At 70.3% G+C, this 19396-nt stretch carries 14 protein-coding genes; 2 read left to right on the top strand and 12 right to left on the bottom strand.

Annotation, left to right across the window (positions count from 1 at the left end):
* Positions 1–28: 28 nt before the first annotated feature.
* The 5 genes from FHR38_RS23130 to FHR38_RS23110 all read right to left on the bottom strand — a co-directional run bounded on the left by FHR38_RS23130 (position 29) and on the right by FHR38_RS23110 (position 5047).
* Positions 29–1252 carry a bifunctional RNase H/acid phosphatase gene (locus FHR38_RS23130; RefSeq protein ID WP_184536642.1) on the bottom strand — a complete coding sequence of 408 codons (1224 nt, stop codon included), beginning with the start codon at positions 1250–1252 and terminating at the stop codon, positions 29–31.
* Positions 1249–1989, bottom strand: coding sequence for a zinc ribbon domain-containing protein (locus FHR38_RS23125; RefSeq protein ID WP_184536641.1), 741 nt, complete (start codon positions 1987–1989; stop codon positions 1249–1251). The genes FHR38_RS23130 and FHR38_RS23125 overlap by 4 nt, the downstream gene beginning before the upstream one ends.
* Positions 1986–2867, bottom strand: coding sequence for a Nif3-like dinuclear metal center hexameric protein (locus FHR38_RS23120; protein ID WP_184536640.1), 882 nt, complete (start codon positions 2865–2867; stop codon positions 1986–1988). The genes FHR38_RS23125 and FHR38_RS23120 overlap by 4 nt, the downstream gene beginning before the upstream one ends.
* A gap of 307 nt (positions 2868–3174) precedes the next feature.
* The gene (locus tag FHR38_RS23115) at positions 3175–3798 is read right to left on the bottom strand and encodes a flavoprotein (RefSeq protein ID WP_184536639.1); all 624 of its coding nucleotides are present in this window, start codon (positions 3796–3798) and stop codon (positions 3175–3177) included.
* Between the two features lie 16 nt (positions 3799–3814).
* Entirely contained in the window at positions 3815–5047 is a 1233-nt protein-coding gene (locus FHR38_RS23110) for a helix-turn-helix domain-containing protein (RefSeq protein ID WP_184536638.1), read from the bottom strand.
* A 265-nt stretch (positions 5048–5312) separates the two neighbouring features.
* On the opposite strand from FHR38_RS23110, the gene FHR38_RS23105 reads away from it, so the two are divergent.
* Positions 5313–6017, top strand: a complete 705-nt coding sequence (locus FHR38_RS23105) for a bifunctional DNA primase/polymerase (protein ID WP_184536637.1) — start codon at positions 5313–5315, stop codon at positions 6015–6017.
* 262 nt (positions 6018–6279) lie between these two features.
* Entirely contained in the window at positions 6280–6537 is a 258-nt protein-coding gene (locus FHR38_RS23100) for a DUF3040 domain-containing protein (RefSeq protein ID WP_184540087.1), read from the top strand.
* A gap of 14 nt (positions 6538–6551) precedes the next feature.
* Here FHR38_RS23100 and FHR38_RS23095 read toward each other — a convergent pair whose 3' ends face one another.
* The 7 genes from FHR38_RS23095 to FHR38_RS23065 form a co-directional block, all read right to left on the bottom strand.
* Positions 6552–7556: an SWIM zinc finger family protein gene (locus FHR38_RS23095; protein ID WP_184536636.1), complete on the bottom strand. Its 1005-nt coding sequence runs from the start codon at positions 7554–7556 to the stop codon at positions 6552–6554.
* Positions 7553–10777, bottom strand: a complete 3225-nt coding sequence (locus FHR38_RS23090; RefSeq protein WP_184536635.1) for a DEAD/DEAH box helicase — start codon at positions 10775–10777, stop codon at positions 7553–7555. The genes FHR38_RS23095 and FHR38_RS23090 overlap by 4 nt, the downstream gene beginning before the upstream one ends.
* 73 nt (positions 10778–10850) lie before the next feature.
* On the bottom strand, positions 10851–11426 hold the full coding sequence (locus FHR38_RS23085) for a DUF4190 domain-containing protein (protein WP_184536634.1): 576 nt from the start codon (positions 11424–11426) through the stop codon (positions 10851–10853).
* Positions 11427–11493: 67 nt separating this feature from the next.
* Positions 11494–13116, bottom strand: a complete 1623-nt coding sequence (locus tag FHR38_RS23080; RefSeq protein WP_312882356.1) for a right-handed parallel beta-helix repeat-containing protein — start codon at positions 13114–13116, stop codon at positions 11494–11496.
* A gap of 115 nt (positions 13117–13231) precedes the next feature.
* A complete protein-coding gene (locus tag FHR38_RS23075) occupies positions 13232–15148 on the bottom strand; it encodes an AAA family ATPase (protein ID WP_221449137.1) in 1917 nt (638 codons plus the stop codon).
* 114 nt (positions 15149–15262) lie between these two features.
* A complete protein-coding gene (locus tag FHR38_RS23070) occupies positions 15263–16720 on the bottom strand; it encodes a hypothetical protein (protein WP_221449136.1) in 1458 nt (485 codons plus the stop codon).
* A gap of 10 nt (positions 16721–16730) precedes the next feature.
* Complete coding sequence (locus tag FHR38_RS23065) at positions 16731–19325, bottom strand: hypothetical protein (RefSeq protein WP_184536633.1); 2595 nt, start codon at positions 19323–19325, stop codon at positions 16731–16733.
* Positions 19326–19396: the final 71 nt, after the last annotated feature.

Raw genomic sequence — 19396 nt, 5'->3', positions numbered from 1 at the left:
AGCCGTTCAGACGTCGGACAGGTGTGGGTCAGATACCGCTCAGGTGCGCGGTGTCGTTGATGGTCCGGACGGCGATCCCGCCGTCCGGCCAGACGTCCAGGACGGACACCCCGGCCGGGTCGAGGTAGAGCCGGTGCAGGAACGCGTCGCCCGCCGCGAGCGCGTCCCGCAGCATGATCTTCAGCGGGGAGACGTGCGAGACCACCACCACGGTCTCCCCCGGGTACGTCGCCAGCAGCGCCGCCACGGCCCGGCGTACCCGGGTGGTGACCTGGACGAACGACTCCCCGCCGGGCGGCGCGACGGTCGGCGAGGCCAGCCAGGCGTCCATCTCCTCGGGCCAGCGGTCCCGCACCTCGGCGAAGGTGTGCCCCTCCCACGCGCCGAAGTCGCACTCCACGAGGTCCGCCTCGGTGACCACCGGGGCACCCCCGAGCGCACGGGCGACCTCCTCGGCGGTGGTCGTACACCGGGACAGGGGTGAGCTGACCACGGCCGCGACCGATGGGGCCAGGGCAAGCACGCGCCCGGCCGTCGCCCGCGCCTGGGCCGTCCCCCGGTCCGACAGCGGCACGTCACCCCGACCGGAGTAGCGCTTCTGCACGGTCCGTTCCGTCGCACCGTGCCGGACCAGCACCAGCCGGGTCGCGGTCGCGGCCGGTCGCGGTTCCCAGGAGGTACGCGCCGTCGACGCCTGGGCGGCGACCTCGTGCTCCCGGGCCCGGGCGGTGGCATCCGGTCCGGCCAACGCCAACGCCGGCTCCGGCTCGACGGCCGTAGGCGTAGGTTCCGCAGCCGGGGTCGGCGTGGGCGCAGCCGGGGTGGGCTTCGGTGGCTTCCCCGCTGCCAGGTCCATTGCGGCATTGGCCAGCGCGTCGGCGTGCCGGTTGCGTTCGCGTGGAATCCAACCGAAGGTCACCGACTCGAACCGGTGGACCAGACCGGCCGCCTGCGCCGCGAGTGGCCGTAGCCCGGCATTCTTGATCTGCCAACGGCCGGACATCTGCTCGACGACCAGCTTGGAGTCCATCCGGGCGTCCACCTCGGTCGCGCCCACCTCGTGCGCGGCCTCCAGGCCGGCGATCAGCCCACGGTATTCCGCCACGTTGTTGGTGGCGGTCCCGATCGACTCGGAGCGTTCGGCCAGCACCTCGCCGGTATCCGCGTCCCGGACCACCGCACCGTAGCCGGCGGGCCCGGGGTTGCCCCGCGCGCCGCCGTCCGCCTCGATGACTACCCGGAGTCGGCTCACAGTCCCGACTCGTTGGTCCGGACCATGATGCGCCGGCACTCCTCGCAGCGCACCACCTCGTCCGGGGCGGTCGCCTTGATCCGGGCCCGGTCCATGCCCGAGAACTCCAGCCGGCAACCGCCGCACCGACCGGCGGTGAGCAGCGCCGCGGCGAGCCCACCCGAGGATTCCCGGATCTTGTCGTAGAGCGCCACCAGGTCGGCCGGCAGGTCATCCGCGAGCGGCTGCCGGGCACTGGTCTTGAACTGCTCCTCCTTGGCGATCTCGGCCAGCGTCTGGTCCCGACGCTCCTCGACCGCCGTACGCCGCTTCCGAGCATCGTTCAGCCGGGCCTCGACCCCGTCCAGTACGCCCTGGGCGGTCTCCCGCTGCTCCATCAGCTCCAGCTCGGCATCCTCCAGCTCGGTCTGCCGCCGGTTGAGCGAGACCATTTCGTGCTGCAACGCCTCCAGTTCCCGGGCCGGGCCGGTGCCCATCGTCAGCCGCGCCTGGTCCCGGTCCTTGCGGACCCGCACCTGCTCGATGTCCTTCTCCAGCCGACTGATGTCCCGGTCCAGGTCGTCCACGGCCACCTGGGCGCGAACCCGCTCGTCCTCCAGCGCGGACAGCTCCCGGGCCAGCGCGTGTAGTTCCGCGTGTTCGGGCAGCGTACGGCGACGGTGGGCGAGCTGGGCCAGGGCGGTGTCCACCGCCTGCAGGTCGAGTAGACGGCGCTGGTCCTTGGGGTCGGCCTTCACAGGCGGGGCTCCTTGTTCATGGTGTCCTCGGGGGATGCGAGCGGTGCGACATGCACCGTCCACGGGTCGGTGTCCAGGTCGGACACCAGTGTCGGCACGCCCAGGCTGTCCCGCAGGTGGGCGGAGAGTTCGTCAAGCCACGGCCGTTCGGTCGCCCAGTGGGCGGCGTCCAGCAGGGCCGGGCCGCCGTCGGCGATGTGCTCGCTGGCGATGTGGTGCCGCAGGTCGGCGGTGAGGTAGACGTCCACCCCGGCGCTGATGGCGTCGGACAGGAACGATTCGCCCGCCCCGCCGCTGACCGCGACCGTGCTGACCATCCGGTTCGAGTCACCGGCCGCGCGTACCCCCCAGCTGGTGGCGGGCAATGCCTGGCCGGTGTGCTGGGTGAACTCGGCCAGGGTCATCGGCTGCGGTAGCCGGCCGATCCGCCCCAGGCCCCGCCCCTGCCCCTCGGACGGGCTGCCGGGAGCAGACGGGTGCAGCGGACGCAGGTCGGTCAGGCCGAGCCGTACGGCGAGCGCGTCGGAGACCCCGGGATTGGCCACGTCGGCGTTGGTGTGGGCGACGTAGAGCGCCACGTCGTTCTTGATCAGTTGGTGGATGATCCGGCCCTTGTACGTGGTCGGCGCCACCGACGACACGCCCCGCAGCAGCAACGGATGGTGGGCCACGATCATGTCAGCCCCGGCGGCGAGCGCCTCGGATACCGTCTCCGGTACGCAGTCCACGACACAGGCCACCCGACGCACCGGAGCGGACGGTTCGCCGAGCACCAGCCCCACCCGGTCCCAGTGTTCGGCCCAGGCGGGCGGATAGCGACGATCGAGCAGTGTCACGACATCGGCCACGCGCACCGTACGGGATCCAGTTGTGCTCACGACGGCCCAGCTTACCGGCGGGACACCGGTGTCGGTCCCGCCGGTTCGACAATCCGGCCCGTACCCGCCATCGCTGGTCGCCGCAGGCCGGGTGGATGAAGCAGGCCGGGTGGATGAAGCAGGCCGGGTGGGCGCCGCAGACCGGGTGGATGAAGCAGGCCGGGTGGATGAAGCAGGCCGGGTGGATGAAGCAGGCCGGGTGGATGAAGCAGGCCGGGTGGATGAAGCAGGCCGGGTGGATGAAGCAGGCCGGGTGGTCGCCGGACCAGCCCACCGGTTCGGCGACCACCGCGGCAGAGGCCACTGATCAGCCCGGACCGCTGGTGACGGGTACCCGGATCCGCAGAGCATCCAGGGCGAGGTGCCACGGAAACCGGGAAAGCAGAGCCTCGCCCGTCCCCGGTGCGTGCGGAGGCAGGATGTCGTCCCCGAAGAGCACCGTCACGTCCCAGGCACGCAGCCGGGCCAGTCCGGCCTGGAAGGCCGGGTGTCCGGCCATCGCGGCGTTGGTGAAGGGCATCGCGACGATCGGCAGCCCCTTGCCCTGACTCTCGACCAGCAGTCCGAGGGCGAGCGTGTCGGTAATCCCGGCGGCCCACTTGTTGACGGTGTTCACCGTTGCCGGACCGACGATGATCGCGTCCGGGGGCGGCAGCACGTCCGGATCGCCGGGGTTCTTGTAGGTCGTCCGGACCGGATGGCCGGTCTGTCGGGCCAGCGCCGGCCCGTCCACGAACTTGCGGCCGTCCGGTGTCGTCACCACACACACGTCCCAGCCGTCCGCCTGGCCGAGCGCGACCAGCCGCCCCACCTCCCGGGCCAGCGGTGAACCACACGCGATCACGTAGAGCACGCCGCGCGGGAAACCCCTGACATCGTCGACCTGTCCTTCGTCACCGAGCCGGCCGGTAACCTCACGTCGTTCGGTCATGCGGCCGGTCTCCCGGTCATATTCCCACTCCCATGTGCTCAGCCAACTCCGCTATCGGCTGAGCTGGCGCACCCCGTGTGCGACGCAGGACGTCGGACATCAATTCGTGGGCGATCGGCCGACAGCGGATCTCCGACGGGGCCAACTGGTCACCCCGGAGCAGGGTCGTCCCCGCCTGTTCCATGTCGCCGATCTGCGCGTACCCCCGAGCGAGGTCGAGCAGGTGGTGGGCCCGCCGTTCCGGCGGCAACGCGTTGAAGCGGTCCCGGGGAATCTCCCGATCGGTCTCCACCGCCCGCCCGCCCTCACCCAGTTCGACGGCGGCGGCAGCCTGGTGCAGTCGTAGGTTGGTCGGACCGAAACTGGTCCAGTAGTGGTTCTGGTCCGCGCCGAGCAGGCCGGCGGCCTCCTCCGCACCGAAGAACAGGTCCCGGACGCTGGCGCTGTCGCCGATCCGGGCCGCCGCCATGGCCCCCTGGAGCAGCAGCATCCCGTACACCGAGAGCTGTTGCGGGCTGGCCGCCCGGCAGCCGTTCGGCGCGAGCTGGCTGGCGAAGTTGACGTTGATCTCCAGCGCCGAGCGGGGACGGCCGAGGGCGAGCAGGGCGTTGCCGACCCGGCAGGTGGCCACGCCGGCCAACAGCAGGTCACCGGAGCGTTGCGAGACCGCCATGGACCGGTCGGCGGCCAGCCAGGCCAGTTCGTGTTCCCCCAGCTTGCGCAGGGTCGAGGAGGCGATCTGGTAGACCTGCCCGAGCAGGTGGGCCGCCTCCTGGGCGGCGTCGTCACCACCCCGGTACGCGGCATCGACGGCTTGCGCATCGCACAGCAGCTTCGGCAGCGCCCTGGTCAGCACGCCGTACCTGGCGTACTGGAGGGTCAACCAGGCGTGCCGCACCGACTTGCGTACGTCGTCCAGCGGGGGAACCTCCGCGAAGGGTGCGAAGAAGGCCGGCAGTGCCTCGTACCGTTCCAGGGCCGAGCGGATCGCCTCCACCTCGACCTGGTCGATGCAGTTGAGCGCATCGGTACGACGCTGCGGGTCCTTGCCGAGCAGGAGTTGGACGTCGACCCGCAGCACGTCGGCGATCTCGTGCAGCACCGAGTACTTGTCCAGGCGCCGTACCCCACGCTCGACCTTGTCGACCCAGCTCTTGGACTTGCCGAGCCGATCGGCAAAGACCTGCTGCGACATGTTGCGGCGCCCTCGCCAGTACGCCACGCGGCGGCCTATCGGCACCTCATCCACGTCCGGTTCCTCCCCTTACCCCGCCAGCGACTCCAAGTCGGGCGATACGAGCATTACGAGCGCGATGTGTCATTAATTCTGTTAGTTCGTTGTTTCCGGTCTGTCCCGGTCGCACAGTATGTACGTCAACCCCGGGCACCAACCTCATAGTTTTTCGTGCAAGTTGCAACCGGCCACCTGTCCAGAAGAACGAACACGGGTGCCACCGGTAACGGCGTCAACATCCAGACCATCGCCGATGCTGATCTAGGGGGTCATCCGAAGAATGTGGGGCAGTGTCCGATCACGATTCGTCCAACTGGCACCGTTGGACCGGGTACGACTGCGCCGGGTCGCGGTCCGCTACGCCGCCCACGGCTGGGACGTGACCCCCGGCGCCTGCCTGGCCCGGCAACGCTTCGTCTGCGGTCGGGCCGACTGCCGAACCACCGGCTGCCACCCTGCCCTGGAGAACTGGGAACAGGCCGCCACCAGCGACCCGACCCGGGTCGCCACCTGGTGGCGACACCAGCCCCACGGCCTGCTCCTCGCCACCGGACGCGCCTTCGACGTCATCGAGGTCCCCGCATATCTGGGCCGGCGGGTGATCGACGCCGCCCGCCCGTACCCCGGCCTCACCTACGGTGTACGACCCGACCGAGGTCATGGCCCGGTCGCGGTCACCCCGGCCGGGCGGTGGATGTTCCTGGTTCGCCCCGGTAACCCGTTGCGGCCCGAACTGGACCAGTGTTTCGACGTGGTCCGCCACGGCCTCGGCTCGTGGATCCCCGCACCCCCGACCCGGCTACCGGAGGGTCCGGTGCGCTGGGTGGTACCCCCCGAGGCGGTCCGGTGGCAACTGCCCGATTCCTACCGCACCCAGCGGCTCCTGGTCAACGCCCTGCACGCCGTCGACCCCGCCGTGCCCGCGGCCCTACTCACCGGAAAGCTGCCGCTGCCCCGCCGGGCCCGGCTCTCCCCCGGCCCCTGAGACCGCCTCCCACCCCCGCCCCCACTGCCCCTGAGACCGCCTCCCGCCACCGCCCTCCCCCGGGCCAACACCGGGTACTCCGGCCTCACCGGTATCGGCAGGTACCGGCGGCAACAGCAGTCAGCGAATAGAGCTGTCCTGACCCACTGGTTCAGGGCAGCTCTCATCGGTTGGGGACAGCTCCTCCTCCAGTGGTTGCGTGAGCCCGCTCCGCAGCGGGTATGCCGCCGGACCGTTGACGCGTGAGGGGAAGGCCACCAGCATGCTCAGCAAAGAGGATCAGCGCCGGTTCGAGCAGATCACCCGCCATCTCCGAGCCACCGACCCGGACTTCTTCGCCCGGATGGATGACCGGGTCCGAGGTCGGCGCGGCCGGCTTCTCCTGCTGTTGACCGTTCTGCTCTGGGCGTCCCTACCTGCCCTGATCGTGCTCGGCGGTGGGCTGGCCGGCGTGATCTGCGGGGTGACGCTCCTCATCAACGGCGGGCTGATGTGGCGGGCCCGCCGTCGCTACCGATAGCCGGGCGTCAGGGGTCACTCCGCTCCGAAGCGCCCGTACGCCTGGCGCAACCGCTCGATCAACCCGGGCCCACCGATTACCGCGCCGGGCGCACCGAGTTGACTCAGCAGCAGATCCGCTCGGGCGGGAAGGGCCGGGGTACGGGCCGGCAGGGGCACTGGCGACAGCCAGAACCGGTCGACCGAGTCCGCCAGCGGCACGTCGGGCAACTCGGCCAGGGCCAGTCCGGCACCGGCGGTCGGAACCGTCGCTGGTCGGTCCTGCGGCGCGGTCGCCGCCACTGAGCCAGCCTGCGCCGCTACTGAGTCAGCCTGTGTCGCCGCTGAGCCAGCCTGTGTCGCCACTGAGTCAGCCTGTGTCATCACTGGTCTGCCTCGGGGCGCGGTCGCGGTGGCCCTCGGGTCGCCCGGCTTGGCCGCGTTCTCGTCGCCGCCGGTCCGCAGTTCTCGCAACCGGGCCAACAATCCGGCCCGGTCCCGACCCCGCCAGTGCAGGATCCGGAACGGATCCGCGTCGAACGCCTCGGCGAGCAGATAGAACGTGGCGGCCAGGTGTTTGCAGGGTACGGCGAAGTCAGGGCAGTTGCAGGTCAGATCTAGATCGTCGATCCCGGTCGGGAACAGTGGTGCCCCCACCTCGGCGAAGACCTGTTCCAGCTCCGGCGGCAGATCACCGGCGAGCAACCGGGCGCTGTAGAGCGCCTGGGCGGACAACGTCTCCTCGATCCTCCGCCACACCGGCTTCGGAAACGGCCGCAGCCCGACCTTCACCCGGTACGGCTTCGGTCGAGACCCCTGCACCTCGGCGGTCACCACGCCGGGGGCGACGTCGATGGCGAGCACCTGCCCCGCCCGCGCGTACGAGCGGCCCCGGGTGAGTCGGGTGCCGAGCGCGAACGACTCCAGCACATCCACGAACCGGCGGGACCACCAGGACTCGCCGATCGCGCCTCGGGTACTGCGAGCCCGTACACCGCCGGAGACCCGTCGTGGTCGGCCGTACTCGGAATAGTCGGTCACTCCACCACCGCCCCGGCCTCCAGCGCGAACAACTGCCGCAACTCGGTGGTGGACAGTTCGGTGAGCCACTGCTCACCGGTGCCGACGATCTTCGCGGCGAGCCCGCGCTTCTCAGCGATCATCGCGGAGATCTTCTCCTCCACCGTGCCGGCACAGACGAACTTGCGTACCTGCACCGCGCGCCGCTGACCGATCCGGAACGCCCGGTCGGTGGCCTGGTCCTCCACCGCCGGATTCCACCACCGGTCCACGTGCACCACATGGTTGGCAGCGGTCAACGTCAACCCGCTGCCGCCGGCCTTGAGCGACAGTACGAACAGCGGTGCGGCCCCCTGCTGGAAGCGTTCCACCATCGCATCCCGTTCCGCCTTGCCGACCCCGCCGTGCAGGTAGAGCACCTCGCGCCCGTTGAGCACCTGGTGGCCGAACCGGGCGGAGAGGTGGGCGCGCAGCATGTTGCCGAACTCGGCGTACTGGGTGAAGATCAGGGCCTTCTCCCCCGCCGCCAGTACCTCGTCGAGGACCTCCTCCAGCCGGGCCAGCTTGCCGGACCGCCCCGGCAGCACCGAGCCGTCCCGCAGCAACTGGGCCGGATGGTTGCAGACCTGTTTGAGCTTGGTCATGGTGGCCAGCACCAGTCCCCGCCGCTCGATGCCCTCGCTGGACTCGATCCGGTGGAGCATGTCGTCCACCACTGCCTGGTAGAGCGATGCCTGCTCGCCGGTGAGGTTGCAGAGCACCTCCATCTCCAGCTTCTCCGGCAGGTCCGAGATGATCGACTTATCGGTCTTCATCCGGCGCAGCACGAACGGGCCGGTGAACCGACGCAACCGCTGCGCCGCGTCGTCGTCGCCGTGACGTTCGATCGGCTCGGCGTACCGCTTCTTGAACGCCGCCGCCGACCCGAGCAGCCCCGGGTTGGCGAACTCCATGATCGACCACAGGTCGGCCAGTCGGTTCTCCACCGGCGTACCGGTGACCGCCACCCGGTGCCGGGCGGGCAGTGACCGGATTGCGGTGGCCTGTCGGGTCGCGGCGTTCTTGATCGCCTGCGCCTCGTCGACCACCACCCGGTGCCAGTCGACCTCGGCAAGTGCGCCAGCGTCCCGGGCCGCAACCGAGTAGGTGGTGACGACCAGGTCGGCCGCGTCGACCGCCGCCGTGAACTCCTCGCCCCGGGCCCGGTCGGCACCGTGATGCACGTGTACGCGCAGCTCCGGCGTGAACCGGGCCGCCTCCCGCTGCCAGTTGCCGACCAGCGACATCGGGCAGACCAGCAGGGTCGGCCCAGTGGTCTGCTCGCTGCCGGCCGAGCCGCCGGCCAGCAAGGCGAGTAACTGCACCGTCTTGCCCAGCCCCATGTCGTCGGCGAGAACGCCACCGAGACCGAGCGACTCCAGAAACGTCAGCCAGGCCAGTCCGCGCTGCTGGTACGGCCGCAGCGTGCCCTGGAAGCTGGCCGGCGGATCGACCGGGGCGAGCTGCCGGTCGACCTGGCCGGTGAGCAGATCACCGAGCGCCCCGTCCGCGCTGACCGACAGCACCGGCAACGCCTCCGGATCGTCCTGGGCGGTCAGGCCGAGGCGCAGCAGTTCCCCGACCGTCATCTCTCCGGCGGTACGCAGCAGCTTGAGCCCGGCCGCCAGACGCTTGGCGTCCAGCTCGACCCACCGGCCGCGCAGCCGTACCAGTGGGGTCTTGAGGTTGGCCAGGGTCCGCAGTTCCGACTCGGACAGCGGCTGGTCGCCCAGCGCCAGTTCCCACCGGTATTCCACCAGGGCGTCCAGGCCGAGCGCGCTACGCGACGCCACCGTGCCCGGGGCGGTCCGCGACTGCGCCTGTAGTCGGGCACCCAGGCGCGCGTTGGGCCGCTGCCACCACGACGGCAACAACACCCCGAACCCGGCCGCGTGCAGCACGGGTGCGCCGTCCCGCAGGAACCGGTGCGCCCCCTCGGTGTCCAGGTCCAACCCGTCAGGTGTGGCGGTACGCAGCGCGGTCTCCAGCTCCGGCCAGAGTCGGCTGGCCCGGCCCAACTCGGCGAGTAGCGTCTCCTGCGGTGTGTCGAGGTGCCGGGCCAGCGCCTGGAGTGCCCCGCGCGACTCCCAGACCCGGTCCGCCCCGACGATCAGGCTCGGCTCGTCGGCCGCCTGCAACGCGAACTCCACCCGCCAACCGTCGGATGTCGCCAGTTCGGTCCCCTGATCCGCCGCGAACTCGACTTCCGCATCCGGCTCTACGTCCGGATCTGCCGCTGCGATGTCCGGCGCTTCCGTGTCCGACTCTTCCGTGTCCGACTCTTCCGTGTCCGACTCTTCCGTGTCCGACTCTTCCGTGTCCAGGTCGAACTCGACTTCTTTCGGAATCGGTTCGACCAGCCGGAAACAGGCCCGGACCGGGCTGCCCGCCGCGTCGCGCTGCCAGGTGTGCAGCTCGTCGACGAGGGCGGCCACCGCCCCGGCCGGGGCGGTGAAACTGCGCTGCCGGCCGGTCAGGGCCCGCAGCCAGGCCCGGACGGCGGCATCCGTGCCGCTGGACCGGCGGCTGTCGACCAGACGTACGCCGTCGAGGGTGGCTCGGGCAGCGGCATCGGTGAGGGAGTCCAGGACGTCGGCGACCAGCGCCCCGGTCGACAACTCCGGCACGGCGGCCCGGACGGCTGGCGGCAGCGCCATGGCCAGGGCGCGGGCCCAGGTGGCATCGGCGGCGGTCAGCAGTGGCCGCCAGATCGCCCGAGGTTTCCGGGTCGGGCCGTCCACCGCCACGCCGGGCAGGGTCCGGCCCCGACACACCAGGTCGACGGCGAACTCGGCCAGCTCGACAAGCTGGTGCAGGCCCGCCCCGCAGACCGGACCGTCGACGCCGAGCGCCCGCAGGACGGGCAGCGCGTCGTCGGCGTCGTACTCGATGGTGGGCACCCGCCAGCCGGCCAGGGTGACCGGCCCGCGAGCCGGACCGGACGGCTCGGCCCGCACCAGCTCCGGCGAGTCTGCGGGGGTTCCGCTGCGGGTGGGCAACGTGAGTACGACGCTGCCGGTCGTCGCCTTGACGGCCGCGTCACCGAGCAGGCCGGCCAGCGCCTCGTGGTCGGCCGCGAAGGGGTGTGGGCGTTCCCGGGGTGGTCGGCCGGGGCGACGCGGTGGCCGAGCTGGCAACGCGGAGTCCTCGCCCCAGAGCGCGAGCCGCCCACCGCTCCGCCACACCCCATGCACCACGCGCAAGAAAGGGCCCCTTCTTATCGATTTTTTGCAGAGGAAGGGTCCCTTTCTAACACCTGTGCGGCCGGCTTCCTCGTCAACCCCCGATCGAGCCGGTCCGTTTTCCGCTCGGGTCGATGGCGATGCAGACGATGTCGCGATCTCCTCGCATCCAGCCCCGCTCCATGGGAGCGAGGTAGAAGACGTCCAGCAGATTGGGGTCGACGGCCGTGGCGTAGCGGGTGAGCAGGACATAGCAGCTCTGTTCCGCCTGCCGGGCGACCTCACGTTTACCCGGCCAGTCCCCCTCCGGCAACGGGACTACGGCGTAGACCTCGCCCTCATGCGGCTCGGCACAGGATACGGCCGGCAAGTCGCTAACCATGTAGTCGTTCTCGTTCAGATCATTGACGCAGTCGCCTGGCCGAAGTTGCTCGGTGCTCACCGTTGCGCCGTTGGTGACCTGACCGTCGGCGTCCCGATCGGCATCGTCCATGACAATGGCCGCCACGAACAGCACGAAGAGCAGCACCCAGGATGCCGAGGCGGCCAGGCCACCGATCGCCAGTCCCCTGCCCCGGTACGGCCGGCGGCGGATCTGCACCAGCGCCACGATGCCGAAGACGACGCTGAGTACCAATCCGCCGATGATGCCGAGTATCAGGGAGGCCACCGCGAATCCGTTGACGCCCAGATCGGGCAGGTCCGCCCGGTCCGGGTACGGCTGCGGTGAGGACTCGTCACCGGTCGTCGAGGCCGTGGTTGCGGTTCCACCGCCCCCCGGTCGGCGCGGCGTCGAGCCGGGTGGCCGAGATGGCATTGTTGCGCAGGTCGTTGCCCTCGACCGTGCCGGAAACGCAACTGCCGTCCCGGGTGACCCACAGTCCGTACGTCTGGGTCCTGTCCTCCTGGTCGTCCCAGATCCGGTTGTCCCGGATCGTCAGTTCGGTCGTGGCGGTGGCCAGGGTGATCCCGGCCCGTACGGGCGGGGCGTCCGGCAACCGGTAGGTGCTTCCCGGTGCCGGTGGTGGGCCCTGCCACGCCGTCGTCGCCCCGGGGCGGGTCGGGGCAAGGGTGAGTTCGGTGTGCGTGTTGCCGGTAACGATCACCGTCCGGTCGCCGACCGTCAGCGTCTTGCCCCGGTGGCCGTCCGGTGGCCAGTTCGCGCTCCGATCCACGAGGGCTGCCCGGGTGTAGCTGACCGGGTCGCCGCCCGCACCGAGAACGGCAGGCGCGCTCCGGCGGCCGTTGTCACGAATCCGGTTGCCGGTGATGAAGGCATCGACGAGGGTGGCGTCGACGCGTACCCCGTCCAGCCCGTTGTCCCAGATCTCGTTGCTGTCCACGACGATGCCGCCGGCCGGCTGACCGTCCCCGGCCAGATCGTGCTCGCGATAGCCGTACCGACCGTTGCGGCTGATCCGGTTGCCACGCACGGTGTAAGGGCCGGGCGTGTTGCCGATGCTGACGCCGTCGCGGACGTTCCCGTCGATGACGCAGCCGGTCACGATGCCACCCCGGCCGGCGACCCCGGCGGTGCCGTGCGCCGAGACGTCGTACCCGGCTTCGAGGTTGCCGGTGATGGTGCAGGCGGAAACGATCAGTCCGTCCGTGCCCCAGTCGGAGATCCCGTACGTGTTGCCCTCGGCGTGGCAGCCGACGATCCGGATACCGCCCGGCGGTGTCCAGTAGTCCTTCTGGAGTTCCAGGAAGATCCCGTTGGTGCCGTTGCCGATCGCGGTGCAGGCGGTGATGGTGAGTCGTTCGGTGGCACCCCAACCGCCCACTCCGATGCCGATACCGGCCCCACCCATCTGGTCCCCGTTGTCCATTCGGCCGCAGCGCACCACCAGCACGCCCTCGACCACGGTGTCCTGGAGGAAGTCGCAGCCCAGACCGGTCGCACCGGTGTCGTGGATGTAGAGGTCCCGGAACCGGCCCCGCAGCACGTACTGGAGGCCCAGCCCCTTGGCGAGCACGTCGTAGCCGGGCAGCGTCACGCCCGAGCCGTCGATTTCGAAGCCGGCGAAGGTGCAGTCGGCGATGTGGTTGTCCCGCCCCGCACCGTGCTGGACCGTGGTGAAGAAGGCCAGGGGGGTCGGGTTGGTGGGAGCACCCGGGTTCGACAGGACGAACCGGGTCACCCCCGGACCGGCCCCGGTCAGGGAGACTCCGCTGCGCCAGACCGTGCCCGCGTCCCGGATCGAATAGACCCCCGCCGGGCAGTGGATGACGCGTGGGCGTCCGTCGGCGGCGTAGGCCGCACCGAGCCGGTCGACCAACGCCGCCAGCGCCGGCTGGTCGTTGGTCGACCCGTCGCCGGCGAGTCCGTGTTCGCGGGCATCGCAGACCAGGTCCTCCACGGTCGCGCGGTTCCCCGATTCGACCGGGAGAAACCTCGCCCCGATACGGCGGACCCGGTGGCGGGCCGCGTTCGGCCGCTCCGGCGCCTGGCGGACGCGGCCCGGTACCGGCGGGTCAGTCGCGGGAAAGCTCCGCCATCCGGGCCAGGGCGGTGACCCAGAACTTCTGCTTCTCCGGGGTCTGCCCGACCAGGTAGGTGGCGCGCAGCTTCGGCGGCAGGTGCCGTAGCAGCCGGGCCACCACGTTCAGGTGCCGCTTCAGCTGGGACACCTCGGCGTTGGAAAACACCTGGTGTACGGCGTCGGTGTCGTCGGTCCCCTCGGTGGAGGTCTCGGAGGCGGCGGCGAGTCGCGCCACCCAGCCGTCCACGTCCCGGGCGATCTCCCGCAGCCCGATGACCCGCTGCTCGGTCAGTCGCGCCTCCAGCTTGGTCAACGGCACCGGGGCGTACTCGCCGTCACCGAGATAGATCAGCCCGGACTGCAACGGCTGGCCAGCCCGGTGCAGTTTGATGAGCCGTTCCAGGGTGCGCTTGGTGATCCAGTCCCGCCCCTCGTCGTCGATGTCGGTCTTCCACCACTCCAGCATCGTCTCCGCGATCTCGCCGTACGTCGCGATCAGCCACTCGTTGGCCGGAATGTCCTCGGGGCGTACCTCGTAGCTGACCGTGAACCGGCTCGCCTGGGCCACGTTGTTACGGGACACCAACAGCTTGCGCCCGAGGTGGTAGGGCGGGTTCTGCAACGCCACCTGGGCCCGCAGGTTGGGGATCGGCCGACCGGCCAGCGACCACTCCTGGGTGACCTCCATCAGCTTGGCGAAGGTCGACTTGTCCTTGGGGCGGTTGTACTCGTCCCAGACCAGCACCTTCGGCTCCGGGCCGAGCAGCGACCGGGTGAGCAGCGTGTCCAGGGTGCCGTCCGGGGTGAGCACCGGCACACACAGGTCCTCGACGTTGGTGACCGGAAGCGAGAAGTAGACCGGCGCACGGCCGGTCTCCTCCCGGGCCACCTGCTTGGTGATCTCCGTCTTGCCGCAGCCGGGCGGGCCCTGGAGCAGCACCGCCCAGCGTTCCCGGATGGCCGTACGCAGGATGCGCCGGACCGGGTCGGGGACGGTGTCCGGGTTGGCGCAGCCGATCGCGGCGGCGATCCGGTCCAGCGTCTCGTCGGTGCGGTCCCGGTCCTTGCGGCTCTCCTTCTTGCGGTCGCCGTCGCCCGGGTCACCCGGTTCGACCAGGCGCAGCCGATGCCCGTTGACCAGTGGCAGGCCCCAGGCCAGCGGAAGCCCGGCCCGGGCACAGTCCAGTACGTGCTGCAGCGTGCGGGGCGACAGCAACTGCCGCAACTCCGGCACCAGGGCAGCCCAGATCCGGTACACCTCGGTCAGGTCCCAGTCGCGGTAGCGCTCGGCGAGCTTGAATCGCCAGCCGGTGTCGTTGGCGGTGAGCCGTACGGTGACCATCCGGTCCAGGACAGCCAGGTCGCTACGCCGGGCGCTGGTCTCGACCAGCGACTCGTTGTCGGTGAGGAAGACGCCGACGCAGCCGAGTTCGCGCAGGTCGTGTTCGCCGAGAGTCCAGTCGCAGGCGACCTGCATGAGCTGCGACTGGATGGTGTCGCCGGCCTGCAACGAGTCGTCGATCAGCAGCACGAACGGTTCACCGGGAGCGAGCTGTCGCATGATCAGCTGGGTGAGCGCCAGCTCGCCGGTACGAGGATCCCGGACCGGCGCGTTGACCAGCAGGTCGTCCGGGGTCAGGTTGGCCGCCGGCACCAGGATCACCCGGGTGCCGGGGAATCGCTCCGGGATGTACGACAGGAACGTCGAGGTCTTGCCGATGCCGTGCTCCCCGAAGACCTGACCAGTCTGCCCCATCGCGATCATCGCGTCGATGAACTGCTCCAGGCGTACCCCGGTCTCCGCCCCCGGCGGTCGCTTCGGATATGTCGCGTTCGACCGCCAGGGCCGACGAGCGCCCTTCTGCGGGTCGCCGAGCGGGTTCTGCTGAACGGGTGCCGCAATGCTCACGCTGACGCTGTTCTCCTCGTGCTCGTTGTCCTGGATCGGGCTGGGCCGTTGTCTCGGATCGGGCCGGGTCGTTGTCCTGGATCGGGCCGGGCCGTTGTCCCGGATCGGGCCGGGTCACCGCTCGCCGGTGATTACCCGATGGCAGGCCATCGGCGGATTGTGGTGCTCCGGCCAGTCGTCGCCGCCGTCCGTGATCAGCCAGATCCACCGATCCGGCTGGGCTGGGGAGACCCGTGGCGCGTAGCCATCGGTAACCATGATCACCGCGTCCGGTTGCACCTCGAACGGCTCACCGTCGATGGTCAGCCGCCCCTCGGCGTAGTCGACCACGTTCTGGAAGTTGGTGCCGCCCCCGCCGTACACCCGTTCGCCGGGCACGAACGGCATCACCACCCCGTCGAAACTGAGCCAGTGGCTCTCCACCCCGTCGGTCTGGCCGACCAGGCTGGTGATCCAGTCGACCACCTCGTTCGACATCGAACCGGAGGTGTCCAGGGCGACCAACACCACCTTCGTACGTTCCCGACCGCGTCGCGACAGCATCGGGTCGTGACCGAGGGCGAGCAACACCGCCCCCTGTTTCTTCGGATAGACCAGCCGTTCCCCCTCGCGCAGCTTGGACGCGAGGGTGTCCGCCAGCCAGCGTTTCCACCACTGGACCCGCCGGGTCCGAGGCGTCTCGCCCCGCAGGGCGACGGCCCCGAGGGTGCCCCACATCCGGGTCAGCCGGTCACCGCCACCCTCGGACCGGTCGACCAGGTTCAGCACCTCGTCGCGGGCGATCCGGTTGCCCCGCAGCGCGGCCCGGATCGCCTCGGCCAACACCTCACCGACGATCCGGCCCACCGTCTCGCCATCGGTGGGAAGTTCGCCAATGTCTCCTCCGACGTGGTCGGCGTGGATACACAGCCCGATCGGCAGCACCAGCGGGGTGTGCATCCGCTTCAACTCGCGGTAGACGACCAGGTCGGTGTCGACGAAATCCTGGTACGACAGTGGCTTGCGGCCCTGACCGCTCAGGTCCTCGGCGTACCGTCGGTGGATCTCGTGTGGGTCCACCCCGACCGGCTCGCGAACCGTGCCGCCGGTGCCGTCCGGCACGGCGCGGGTCGGCAGCCCGCCGGACGCCAACCGGACCATCGCCACGTGGTTGATGCTCACCTCGGCGGCCAGGTGGAACACCGGATCGGCGCGCAGCTCCGGCTCCACGTAGAGGTGGCGGTGCATCAGGTGGCGGGCCTCGTGGAACAGCACGAACCGCACCCCGGCCAGCCCGATGTCCACGAAGAACTGCGGGTTGTAGAGCAGCAGACAGCCGCCGTCCCCGGTGGCGACGACCGCCGCCGTCTCCACTGCCGTGGTCGGGATGTGGTGGTGGCACTTGGCATAGAGCCACGAGGTCACCACACTGTCGCGGACCCCGAAGTCCAACAGCGCCGTCTCCTTCAACCGGTGCGCCTCGGCCAGCACCGCCGGGTCGTCCGGCTGGCACGCCAACAGGGCTCGCCGGTCGGTGAGGTCGACGCTGGCCCGCCGCTCGGCCATCGTCGTACCGGTCGCTACCTCCGCCATGCTGTCGTCCTCACTCGGCGGCCAGTGCGGCGGTGCTGAGCAATTCCGGCACCGTACCGGCGAAGTCGGGCAACATGGCCAACACGAGCTGCCAGGCATCCGGCCGACCGGCCAGGTGCTTGTCGACAAGCGCTGCCAATTCCGTACGGAACGTGTCGTCGACCCGGTCGATCGACAATGCCTCCCGTGCCGGGTGACCGGACCGGAGCACGTCCACCGGGAGAAGGTCACCGCACTGGACGACGTGCTCCACCCAAGCGGCGACCGGCCGCTTCGCGAGCACGTCGGCGGGCGTCTTCCCGCCGGCCAGTGCCTTGTGTGCGCGCTGCTCAGCCGTGGTCAGGACCGGTGCTGTGGCATCCGAGCCGGCCCGCAACGCCGCGTCACGCAGCAACTCCGGGCAGCCGGGCAGCGCCCGGAGCAAGTGCAGGATGTAGGGCTCGAAGGGCTTTTCCCGATGCGCCTCGACCAGGAAGTCCCAGTCCCAGCGGAAGCCCTCGGCTCGCAGTGTGCGGGGGGCGGTACCACCACGCATCCGGCGTACCGCCTGCTTCGGTGACTCCGCCTCGTACGCGGCAGCACGCAGCCGGTCCAGCGCCTCGTCGGCGTCCGGGGCGTCGACCAGCTCGGTGACCAGTTTGCGTACCCCCACCTGGATGCTGGCCGGCAGGCGTTCCAGGATGCGGTTCGGGTGCCCGTCCAACTCCCACCAGTCGATGATCAACCGCAGCATCCGGTTCTGCGGCAGACCGGTTCTGCGCACGCACTCCTGCGCGACCCCGGGGTCGTCGTGGTACTGCAACGGAAGCAGGTATTCCCGCCCCGGCCCCTCAGCGATGACCTTGTCCAGGTCTGGGTCCAGGTTAACGGTCAGCGGTTCGGTCCGGGCCGGGCCGAACGGGATCCCGTTGACCAGTCGATGTCGCTGCCGTGCCGTCGCCTGTGGCTGGTAGAGCAGCCCGAAGTTGGTGGCGGGATCATCCAGCGCGGCCAGTGCCTCGATCGCCTCGACCGGCAGGGCCGGCCGGCGGGCCAACGGCACACTGATCCGCAGCTCACCGTCGGCCACCACACGGGTGACCCACTCGTCCCGCCACTCCCCTAGGGCGAGTAGGTCGTACCGGGTCCGCTCGTCGAGGTGTGGCAGCAGGTGCCACTGGGTGTCGGTGGTGGCGGCGTCGAGCAGGGTCACGAACGCGGCCCGGTTGACCTGCAACGATGGCGGCTCGAAGAACATCTCCAGCGGGGCGGCGTCCGGCCAGTCGACTGCCGGGCCGGCGGCGACCCGGTCCGGCCGACGTGCTGGCTTGGCCATCGACGCGGCCACCTCGTCGAGCAACCGGGTGACCGTGCCGTTGAATCTCGGCAGCCGGGTACGCAGCAGCCGCCACGCCTCGACATCGTGGCCGAGCCGGGTCACCACCAGTTCCCTGAGCCCCGCCCGGAACGCGTCCCACTCGGCCTGTTTCCGCTCGTCGGAGTAGCGGCCCCGCCGCCCGTGCGCCACCTGGAGCACGGTGCGCGCCGGTTGGCACTCGGTCAGCAGATCGGGGCCGGTCAGCCCCGATCCGAGTCGTTCGACGATCAGCCTGGTCAGGGTCGTCGCGGACAGCAGGGTCCGCAGCAGTGGGGACGGCGGCGGCGACGGGATCGGATGTTTCGCCTGGAGCAGCACGTCCAGCCCCCGGGGCAGGGCGGCACACCACTGCACGGCAAGGTCCGCCGGGCAGTCTCGGTGCGTCACCAGCAACTCCAGGCAGTCGGGCGGGAACGGTCGGAGCGCGTGCGCCGCCCGCAGACTCTCCCAGTCCCACCGGTTGCGTCGACCCACCTTCTGTTCCGCCTGTTTCCTGGTTTCGTGGTGCGACAACTTGCCGGGGAGCTGACGCAACTCCTCGACCAGGTCGCCGGTGTCCTGGACCAGGTCCGAGGTCGCGGTGACCAGACCCCGCAACCGGTCCGCCCCTACGGTGGAAGTGGCGGCCGCCCGAGCCAACTCGACCACGTCAGGGTGCAGTTCGAGTGTCCCCAGCCAGCTCAGCGCTACCCCGAGTACGCCGCAGTCGACTAGCGAACCGACGGCACGGAGCTGATCGGCCCGGCTCAGCCCGACATGACAGGTCCGCAGCACATGCTCGATCAGATCCGGAAATCGACCCACCACGGCCGGCCGCAACTGTTCGATGTCGGATGACGTGAGCAGTTGCGCCACCAGGCCGGAACGCTGGGTCCATCCCGGGGTTCCCGGGTCGGCCGCCGCCAGGATCCGACGGCGCTGCGTGAGGTCGGCATGGTCGTACCAGAGCCGGGCGACCACCGGCCGGTCGGCGGCTGACCACCGATCCCAGTGGTCGCGGTGGACGCCGTCCCGGTCGGGGTTGTCGTACAGCGCCTGCAACAGGTCCCGGTCGTCGCCGCGCAGCACCGTCTCGACCAGGTCAACGGGCAGCTTCGGGTGCTCACGTAACACCGCTCCCAATGGCCGACCCACCCGGACGACGACCGCCCGCTGGTCGTCGGCACCAGCGGCAGCCAGCAGTCTCCCGACGGCCCGGGTCGTGGGAGTCGAACCCGACGACCGAGGAACCAAGCCGCTCAAGTCCATTGCTTCTCCCCACGAGCCGAAATTTGGACAGCGCCCTTCTTACCAGTGCCGGGCGACACGAGTGGGCACAG

Source organism: Micromonospora polyrhachis (assembly GCF_014203835.1).
Taxonomy (GTDB): domain Bacteria; phylum Actinomycetota; class Actinomycetes; order Mycobacteriales; family Micromonosporaceae; genus Micromonospora_H; species Micromonospora_H polyrhachis.
The sequence above is the reverse complement of the archived record's forward strand: the minus strand, read 5'-3'. Positions and strand labels throughout refer to the sequence as shown.

Excerpts from the sequence above, each read along its gene's own strand:
- FHR38_RS23115 (WP_184536639.1), bottom strand. The coding sequence starts at position 3,798 with ATGACCGAACGACGTGAGGTTACCGGCCGGCTCGGTGACGAAGGACAG.
- FHR38_RS23105 (WP_184536637.1), top strand. The coding sequence starts at position 5,313 with ATGTGGGGCAGTGTCCGATCACGATTCGTCCAACTGGCACCGTTGGAC.
- FHR38_RS23100 (WP_184540087.1), top strand. The coding sequence starts at position 6,280 with ATGCTCAGCAAAGAGGATCAGCGCCGGTTCGAGCAGATCACCCGCCAT.
- FHR38_RS23070 (WP_221449136.1), bottom strand. The coding sequence starts at position 16,720 with ATGGCGGAGGTAGCGACCGGTACGACGATGGCCGAGCGGCGGGCCAGC.
- FHR38_RS23065 (WP_184536633.1), bottom strand. The coding sequence starts at position 19,325 with ATGGACTTGAGCGGCTTGGTTCCTCGGTCGTCGGGTTCGACTCCCACG.